Raw genomic sequence first — 4,907 nt, 5'->3', positions numbered from 1 at the left:
TGGGCTTCATCGGCAGCTATGGCTAAAAAACGGATGGTCTTGGGCCAGTGTGAAAAAGTGATGTTTAACCAAGGTGGGTGGAAAAAGGCGCGGCAAGAGCAGCAGATGCGCGACTGGTTCGGCGCCGTACCGGTTTATCTCATTACGATTGATGCTGCTTATTGCGAAAATACAACTGACCGTGAATTCTGCCGTCTCATTGAGCATGAGCTTTATCACATTGGTGTTGAGCGCGATGCGGATGGCGAACCTATGTATAGCGATAGCACTGGCTTACCTAAGCATTACTTGGCAGGCCATGATGTTGAAGTGTTCTTCGGTGAAACAAAACGCTGGGGTGCTGATGAAAATGTTAAGCGTCTGGTTGAGATTGCGAAGCAGGCGCCGTTCGTATCGGAAACAAATATTGCTGCGTGTTGTGGAACGTGTGTGATTAATTGAGCCTACAGGCTCTTTTTTTTTGGCTATCTTGCTTGACGTAGCTTGACAAAGGGGTAGGTATGGCGGCACTTAAAGAGCCTGTAAAAATCTTTATAGTTCAGTCTCTTGCTTGCTTCGATACACCTCAACAAGTTGCTGACGCTGTCAAGCAAAGATTTGGCATCGAATTAGAAAGGCAGCAATGTGAAAATTACGATCCTACCAAGTACGGTGGACGTAATTTAAGTAAAAAGTTAAGAGATCTTTTTGACCGCACCCGAAAAGACTTCAAAGAAAATATTGAAGATATTCCGATTGCAAATAAAGCCTTTCACTTTAAAGAACTCCAGCAGATGTATGGCGACTATACAAAAAATAAGGTCATGAAAGCTAAGGTCTTAAAGCAAGCCCAAGGATTAATCCAAATGGGTAATGCTGGTCCGAGTGGTCTATCTGAAAAAGAACAGATTGAAATTGAAATGAAGCGTTTGGAATTGGAAAAACTCAAGCGTGAAGTAAATCCACCAGAAACCAGACCTCCTGAGGAAGATTACAAAATCAGCCTGAACCCTGATGAGGAAATTCCAAATGAGCCAATTCTTTGAACCACCAGAAGGTGCAGTAACTCTTACACCCAAGCAAGCAAATATCTATTTGTGGGGATGGCAGCCTGAAGCTCGCTTCCGTGATGCTGTATGTGGTCGACGTTTTGGTAAAACCTTTTTGGCTAAAGCTGAAATGCGTCGAGCTGCAAGACTGGCAGCAAAGTGGAATGTGTCGGTTGAGGATGAAATTTGGTATGCAGCACCCACATTTAAGCAGGCTAAGCGAGTTTTCTGGAAGCGCTTAAAACAAGCTATTCCACCGTCATGGCGTGCAGGAAAGCCTAATGAAACGGAGTGCACGATCACATTAAAAAGTGGTCATGTCATGCGTGTAGTTGGTCTTGATAACTATGATGACCTTCGTGGATCTGGCTTATTCTTCCTAATTATTGATGAGTGGGCTGATTGCAAGTGGGCAGCATGGGAGGAAGTACTTCGCCCAATGCTTTCAACCTGTAAGTACATCATCAATGGTATTCAGCGTGTTGGTGGTCATGTCTTAAGGATTGGAACACCTAAGGGCTTTAACCATTGTTATGACACATTTATGGATGGGCAGCCCGGTCATGAACCGGATTGCCGTAGCTTTTCTTATACTTCTTTGCAGGGTGGGAATATTCCTGAATCGGAAATCATTGTTGCCAAGCGCAAGATGGACCCGAAAACATTCAGCCAGGAATATGAAGCCAGCTTTGAGAGTTACCAGGGTGTTATTTATTACTGCTTTAACCGGGTACTGAATGGATCGAGTGAAACGGTTCAACCAAATGATGTGCTTCACATCGGCATGGACTTTAACGTCACCAAAATGGCTGCCGTGGTTTATGTGCGCCGTGGTGAAACCATGCATGCGGTAGATGAGTTTGTGAATCTATTTGATACGCCAGCAATGATTGAGGCGATTAAAGAGCGTTATCCGGGGTATGAAGAAGTTGGGGTTTATCCAGATGCTTCAGGTGAAAATCGAAAATCAAATAATGCCAGCGAAACAGATTTGGCGTTATTGCGGAAAGCAGGATTTAAGGTCTTTGTAAATTCAAGAAACCCAGCTGTAAAAGACCGTATTAACTCTATGAATGGGATGCTCTGCAATACCTTCAGTGAGCGCAGGCTATTTGTGAATGCTGCCAAGTGTCCACACTTTGCTAAATGCCAAGAGCGCCAAATCTATGATGAAAATGGACAGCCGGATAAAAAATCCGGCTTTGACCATATGAATGATGCAGGCACATACCCGATTGCATACTTGTTCCCAATCAATGAGCAGGTGAAGAGCATCGATATACCAATGTTTGGATTCTAATATGAGCATTACAGCAACACATGCTGACTATGATAAGCACATTGAGACTTGGAATAAGCTGGATGATGTTTGCGGTGGTCAGGAAATCATTAAAGCGGCAAATGAAAAATATCTGCCAAAGCCATCGATGTTCACATCCACAAAAGATCCTGATGGAAAGGCACGTTATGCAGAATATAAAATGCGGGCAATCTTTCCGGGCGTGACAAGCCGTACTTTGGCAAGTCACATTGGATTGGCCTTTGGCAAAACCCCTGTTTTTAATCACCCAAGTGAATTGGAATACTTAGAGCGTAATGCTGATGGTGCAGGACGCTCAATTTATCAATGTTCACAGCGCGCGACACGTTTAATCAATCGCAATTACCGCTGCGGTATTTATGTTGATTTCCCTAACGTGGAGCCGAGCAAAAGCAAAGCTGATGAAAAGAGCAAAGGCGCATATCCGATGATTCATATCATCAAGGCTGACGCTATTAAGGATTGGGATTACATCATCGTTGGCAATCAAAAGAAGCTGAGCTTTGTGAAGCTGTTTGAGACTGTGAAAGTTCGGAATGGCTATACAGTTGAAACCAAAGACCAATACCGGATTTTGGCGCTCAATGATGTCAGCGGCAGCCACGTATATTCAGTTCAAATCCTTACCAAAAATGATAAAGGTGAATGGGTTGAAGGCGAGAAGTACATTCCAACGGATTACCACGGTAAACCATGGGATTACATCCCATTCACTTTTTGCGGCGCGGTAGATAATTCGGATGAAATTGGCACAGCCCCGCTGTATGAGTTGGCTTCGATGGAGCTTTCATACTATTGCAGTTCTGCAGATGTGGAAGAGTCGGCATTTATTGTGGGTCAGCCTACTTTGTGCTTTCCGAATATTACAACAGAACAATACCAGTGGCTGAAAGAATCTGGCGCGAGTGTCGGCAGTCGCTCAGGAATCCCAACGGATGCCAAAATGGTCCAGGCTGAAAAGAATGGCCTTGCATATGAGCGGATGAACGACAAATGGAATCAAATGAAAGAGCTTGGCGCGCGCCTGATCGAGGTTGGATCTGCCAACAAGACAGCCACGCAAGCTGATAACGAAAGCTCTGTACAGCATTCTGTGCTGTCGCTGGTTGTGGCCAATGTGTCAGAGGCTTTCACCAATGCGGTGCGCTGGTGTGCAAAGTTCGCCATGCCTGAGCATGATTTCAAAGTGGATGAGCTGAGCTTTACGATTGCTCAGGATTTCAATAAGCCGAAATACGATTCGACGCGCTCTAAATTGATTTACGAAGCCTGCCTTGCTGGTGAATTGCCAATGTATGTTTGGTATCACTACGAGCAGACTGGAACGTTCCCGGAAGACAAGTGGGAAGACATCGTGAAGAAAATCGAAAAGTGGGATGATGGCGGGCTTGATAATCCGCCTGACGATGAGGAATAAGGTATGAATGTAACAGCGCAGAAAGCCTTAATTCATGCGCTGAGCCAACATTCTGCGTATCTTTATCGTGCATCATCTCAAAGCGTAAATGAGCTGACAGCTCAATTTAACAAGCTTTCTGAACGTCAATTAAGTCGGCTTGCAGAATTGCTGAATGAATTATCAGATTCAGAACGTCACGCGCTGCAGAGTCTGAACTTTTCAAGCAAAGCCAAAGCCAGCAAAAACCTTGAGGAAATTAAGGCCATTCTGAATGAGTGGTTTAAATCAATTGATGCTGATCTATTTGAGCAGTTTGATAAATCTGCTTTGCAATTAGCTGTCTATGAAGCTTCATATTCTGCTCAGCTGGTTGCGGGAGCGGCTGCGGTTGTCAATGCTGAGAAGATTTATAAGGCAGCCAAGAAAGCGCCGTATGCCGGCGGGCAGTTGGTTGATTATCTGTTTGCCGATATTGCTGCGTCACTGCGCAAAAAAGTGGAATATGTCATTAGGGATGGCATTAGCAGTGGACAGACGAATCAGCAGATTGTGCAGCGGATCAAAGGCCGAAAAGCCAATGATTATAAAGACGGTCTGATTGAATCTAGCCGAAGCTCGATAGAGCGCCAGGTAAGAACAGCCCGCAGCCATATTAGTACTGCAACTTATATCGATACTTACAAAGCACTTGGTATTCAGTATGTGAAAGTTGTGGCCACTTTGGATGGGCGCACTTGCAAGTACTGTGCATCAATTGATGGAGATGTGTTTGCTATCGATGATCCAGCGCGGCCAAGATTTCCAGTGCATCCCAATAACCGGACGACTTATGCGCCATGCGATAAGGATGGCGAAATAGCTGGGCTTCGGCCATTTGTGATGGATGAACGTAAGGTCAAGGATATTCCAAAGGAAGAGCGCAAGCATCTGATTAGCCAGCTGGATGCGAATACCTCTTTTAAAGAGTTCTTTGAACAATCTGATGAGTTCTTTCAGCGTACTTGGTTGGGTAAATCGAAGTATGAGCTTTACAAGAAAGGCGAGTACAGCATTGATAAGTTTGCCGATCCGCTGAATAAGCGCGGTTATACATTAGCGGAGATGAGAGCTTTGGATCAGAAAACTTTTGAGGCTATAGGCCTTTAAATAAAATTTCAAA

5 protein-coding genes are annotated in these 4,907 nt (G+C 44.6%); all 5 read left to right on the top strand.

Features of this window, described 5'->3' with window-relative positions; all coding sequences use genetic code 11:
• A partial coding sequence (locus tag JZ784_RS17430) for a putative metallopeptidase (RefSeq protein ID WP_346315782.1) occupies positions 1–441 on the top strand: 441 nt, incomplete at its 5' end.
• 59 nt (positions 442–500) lie between these two features.
• The gene (locus JZ784_RS17425) at positions 501–1,025 is read left to right on the top strand and encodes a DUF2280 domain-containing protein (protein ID WP_346315781.1); all 525 of its coding nucleotides are present in this window, start codon (positions 501–503) and stop codon (positions 1,023–1,025) included.
• Positions 1,009–2,328: a terminase gene (locus tag JZ784_RS17420; RefSeq protein ID WP_346315780.1), complete on the top strand. Its 1,320-nt coding sequence runs from the start codon at positions 1,009–1,011 to the stop codon at positions 2,326–2,328. Before JZ784_RS17425 ends, JZ784_RS17420 begins: the two co-directional genes overlap by 17 nt.
• Position 2,329: 1 nt before the next feature.
• Complete coding sequence (locus JZ784_RS17415) at positions 2,330–3,766, top strand: DUF4055 domain-containing protein (RefSeq protein WP_346315779.1); 1,437 nt, start codon at positions 2,330–2,332, stop codon at positions 3,764–3,766.
• A 3-nt stretch (positions 3,767–3,769) separates the two neighbouring features.
• On the top strand, positions 3,770–4,894 hold the full coding sequence (locus JZ784_RS17410; protein ID WP_346315778.1) for a minor capsid protein: 1,125 nt from the start codon (positions 3,770–3,772) through the stop codon (positions 4,892–4,894).
• The last annotated feature ends 13 nt before the right edge of the window (positions 4,895–4,907 follow it).

It is taken from the genome of Acinetobacter sp. CWB-B33, assembly GCF_039655955.1.
Classification (GTDB): domain Bacteria; phylum Pseudomonadota; class Gammaproteobacteria; order Pseudomonadales; family Moraxellaceae; genus Acinetobacter; species Acinetobacter bouvetii.
This window is presented reverse-complemented; position numbering and strand designations above follow the sequence as displayed.

Excerpts from the sequence above, each read along its gene's own strand:
- JZ784_RS17425 (WP_346315781.1), top strand. The coding sequence starts at position 501 with ATGGCGGCACTTAAAGAGCCTGTAAAAATCTTTATAGTTCAGTCTCTT.
- JZ784_RS17420 (WP_346315780.1), top strand. The coding sequence starts at position 1,009 with ATGAGCCAATTCTTTGAACCACCAGAAGGTGCAGTAACTCTTACACCC.
- JZ784_RS17415 (WP_346315779.1), top strand. The coding sequence starts at position 2,330 with ATGAGCATTACAGCAACACATGCTGACTATGATAAGCACATTGAGACT.
- JZ784_RS17410 (WP_346315778.1), top strand. The coding sequence starts at position 3,770 with ATGAATGTAACAGCGCAGAAAGCCTTAATTCATGCGCTGAGCCAACAT.